We start from the raw sequence: 3,841 nt of genomic DNA, 5'->3' as shown, positions 1-3,841 counted from the left end.
CCGCGACGTCCTGGGTGAACGCGGGCGGCTCAGGCATGCGAATCGCGGCGGCATCCACGTCCGGCAGCCCCAGCGAACGTGCCAGTGGCAGGAACCGCGCGCGAAGAACGGGCAGCGAGTCTTGGCGCCCCGGAAGGACGAACCGGCCGGTCAGCCGACCATGGCCGGTTCGTCGGGGACGGCACCAGGACCGCGGTGATCGTCCTGCACCGTTCGTCGCGTAGGCAGATGCCTGACATCAGGGCACGACCAGGACGCTGAGGTGCGCACCTGCAGCCTTGACGCGACACGAGGGTGCCATCACCATCTTGAGCAGGGCCGCTCCGACACGCCATCCCGTCCAGGCTCCGTCCACAGGTTCCGGTCATTGGTCGCGGCCGGCTCAGGGCGAGACCATCCCCTTCTCGCACACGAAGATGGCGGTGCCGGGCAGCAGCCGCCCCCGCAGGGGCGACCAGCCGCCCCACTCCTGCTCGAGTCCGGCCGGCCACTCCGGCTCGACGAGGTCGACCAAGGTCAGCCCTGCGCCGTGGATCTCCCGGACGCGGTCGCCGAGCGTGCGGTGGTGCTCGACGTAGCTCGCCGTCCCGGACGGGTCCTGCTCGACATAGGGGGTCCGGTCGAAGTACGACTGGCCGGCGGTGAGCCCGCCCGGTCCCGGGTCGTCCGGGAAGGCCCACCGGACCGGGTGGGTGGTCGAGAAGACGAGACGGCCGCCGTCGCGCAGCACCCGGGCGCACTCGGCCAGCACCACCTCCGGGTCGGCCACGAACGGGAGCACGCCGTAGGCGGTGAACACGATCTCGAACGAGGCGTCCGCGAACGGCAACGCCCGGGCGTCGCACTGCGCCAGGGGGAGCGACGGGACTTCGGGGTGGCGCCGGGCGATCCGCGCGGCCGTGGACAGCATCGCCGCGGACAGGTCGGTGGCCACGACCGTGGCCCCCCGGGTGACGAGCCATCTGGAGCACTGCGCCGCCCCGGCGCCGACCTCGAGGATCCGCCGCCCACCGACCTCACCGAGCAGCCCGGCCTGCGACTCGCGCAGCCCCTCCGGCCCCCACACGAAGTCGACGTCGCCGAGGAACGTCCCGTGCTCGGCGTAGTAGTCGCCCGCCGCGCCGTCCCACCACCGGCGGTTCGCCTGCACCGTCTCGGCGGCCGGCGCGGTCCGGCGCGTCACCTCGGGCGGCGGCTGCACGTCATACCCCTGCTTTGACCCCGTCCGAAGCCCGTAGATAGGATGCTGGGGCACATTCGTGTGCTCGGATCCACCTGCCCATCCGGCGTGCCTCGGTCCATCCGGGAGCCCAGCTGAGCGATGCTCTGCGGGCTCCGGCGTGGCTTCTGAGCGTAGGCCGCAACATCACTGTCCACAATCGGAGTTCCTACTACATGACTGCCAACACGGTCGAGAAGACCGCGCCTGAGGTTGCCATCAACGACATCGGCTCTCAGGAAGAGATCCTTGCCGCGATCGACGCGACCATCAAGGACTTCAACGACGGCGACATCGTCGAGGGTCGCATCGTCAAGGTCGACCGGGACGAGGTCCTGCTCGACATCGGCTACAAGACCGAGGGCGTCATCCCCTCACGCGAGCTGTCCATCAAGCACGACGTCGACCCGTCCGAGATCGTGGGGGTCGGCGACGAGGTTGAGGCCCTGGTCCTGCAGAAGGAGGACAAGGAGGGCCGGCTGATCCTGTCCAAGAAGCGCGCCCAGTACGAGCGCGCCTGGGGCACGATCGAGAAGGTCAAGGAGGAGGACGGCGTCGTCACCGGCACCGTCATCGAGGTCGTCAAGGGCGGCCTCATCCTCGACATCGGCCTGCGCGGCTTCCTGCCCGCCTCCCTCGTCGAGATGCGCCGCGTCCGCGACCTGCAGCCGTACGTCGGCAAGGAGATCGAGGCCAAGATCATCGAGCTGGACAAGAACCGCAACAACGTGGTCCTGTCCCGTCGGGCCTGGCTCGAGCAGACGCAGTCCGAGGTGCGCACCACCTTCCTCAAGGAGCTGCAGAAGGGCCAGGTCCGCACCGGCGTCGTGTCCTCGATCGTCAACTTCGGTGCGTTCGTCGACCTCGGCGGGGTCGACGGCCTCGTCCACGTCTCCGAGCTGTCGTGGAAGCACATCGACCACCCGTCCGAGGTCGTCGAGGTCGGCCAGGAGGTCACCGTCGAGGTCCTCGACGTCGACATGGACCGCGAGCGGGTCTCCCTCTCGCTCAAGGCGACCCAAGAGGACCCGTGGCAGCACTTCGCCCGGACCCACGCGATCGGGCAGGTCGTCCCCGGCAAGGTCACCAAGCTGGTCCCGTTCGGTGCGTTCGTGCGCGTCGAGGACGGCATCGAGGGCCTCGTGCACATCTCCGAGCTGGCCGAGCGCCACGTCGAGCTGCCCGAGCAGGTCGTCAGCGTCGGTGCCGATATCTTCGTCAAGGTCATCGACATCGACCTGGAGCGCCGCCGCATCTCGCTCTCGCTCAAGCAGGCCAACGAGGCCGCGCTGGCGATGACCGAGTTCGACCCGACCCTCTACGGCATGGCCGCCGAGTACGACGAGAACGGCAACTACAAGTACCCGGAGGGCTTCGACCCCGAGACCAACGAGTGGCTCGAGGGCTACGAGGCCCAGCGCGAGAAGTGGGAGCGCGAGTACGCCGAGGCCCACGCTCGCTGGGAGGCGCACAAGGCGCAGGTCGAGGCCGCGTCCAAGGCCGACGCCGACGCCGCGGTGGCGGCGGGCAACGCCACGTCCTACTCCTCGGGGTCCGACGCGCAGAGCGCGCCCGTCGAGGGCACGCTCGCCTCGGACGAGGCACTCGCCGCGCTGCGCGAGAAGCTGACCGGCAACTGACCGTCCGGCTCGTATGCCGCAAGGCCCGGTCCGTTCGGACCGGGCCTTCGCGCGCGGTTCCTAGCGCGCTCGGAGCAGGCCGAGCGCCCGGTCCGGATAGTCGGTGACGATGCCGTCCACGCCGAGATCGCGCATGCGGAGCAGGTCGGCCGGCTCGTTGACGGTCCAGGTCAGGACCGCGATCCCGAGGTCGTGGGCCCGCCGCACGAGGCGGGCGTCCACGTCGACGTACTCCGGGCCGACCACGCAGGCCCCGAGCTCGGCCACGGCACCGGGCAGGTCCTCCCGGTGCTGCTCCCACCGCACGCTGCCCAGCCATGGCGTCCCCGGGGCGTAGGTCTTGCCGACCTCGACGAGCGCGGAGCGAAGCGGCAGCGGGTCGAGCCGAGACGCCAGCTCGAGCACGCCCCAGTCGAAGGAGTGCACGAAGCACCGCTTCGCGATCCCGTGCTCGTGGATCTCGGCCAGCACCCCCTCGACGAGCGCAGGACGGGTGGCCAGCGAGGCCGGGTGCCCCGGGTCGACCTTGACCTCGATGGTCCACCAGATCTGCGGTGCCAGCGCGACACCCACCGTGAGCACCTCGTGCAGCGTGACGAACCGCGCGGTCGGATCGAGCCGCTGGCCCGGGAAACGGGGATGCCCGGTGCTGCCGATGTCGACCGTGCGCAGCTGTTCGAGGGTGAGGGCGTCGATGCGGGCCCCGGCGAGGTCGCCCGCGGTGCAGCGGCAGGTCCCGGGTCGCAGGACCGGGTCGTGCCACAGCACGATGTGGCCGTCGGCGGTGAGCCGGACGTCGATCTCGACGGCGCTCGCGCCGGACTCGATGCAGGCTCGGACACCCGCGAGGGTGTTCTCCGGAGCCAGGCCCCGGGCACCGCGGTGGCCCTCGACGTCGATCGTGCCGTCGGCCCATGGCCCGGGGCGGAGCGTGGCCTGCGACACGCTGCCCACCCTACCGAGGGTGCACGTTCGATCGGGA

General features: G+C 70.6%; 3 protein-coding genes. 1 reads left to right on the top strand and 2 read right to left on the bottom strand.

Annotation, left to right across the window (positions count from 1 at the left end; genetic code table 11):
• Positions 1–382: 382 nt before the first annotated feature.
• Entirely contained in the window at positions 383–1,201 is an 819-nt protein-coding gene (locus WMI84_RS17375; protein WP_347355032.1) for a class I SAM-dependent methyltransferase, read from the bottom strand.
• Between the two features lie 194 nt (positions 1,202–1,395).
• Here WMI84_RS17375 and rpsA point away from each other — a divergent pair, with 194 nt between their 5' ends.
• Positions 1,396–2,859: a 30S ribosomal protein S1 gene (rpsA, locus tag WMI84_RS17370; protein ID WP_347355031.1), complete on the top strand. Its 1,464-nt coding sequence runs from the start codon at positions 1,396–1,398 to the stop codon at positions 2,857–2,859.
• Positions 2,860–2,919: 60 nt separating this feature from the next.
• Here rpsA and WMI84_RS17365 read toward each other — a convergent pair whose 3' ends face one another.
• Positions 2,920–3,804: a glycerophosphodiester phosphodiesterase family protein gene (locus WMI84_RS17365; protein WP_347355030.1), complete on the bottom strand. Its 885-nt coding sequence runs from the start codon at positions 3,802–3,804 to the stop codon at positions 2,920–2,922.
• Positions 3,805–3,841 lie beyond the last annotated feature (37 nt).

Source organism: Intrasporangium sp. (assembly GCF_039812505.1).
Taxonomy (GTDB): Bacteria; Actinomycetota; Actinomycetes; order Actinomycetales; family Dermatophilaceae; genus Intrasporangium_A.
This window is presented reverse-complemented; position numbering and strand designations above follow the sequence as displayed.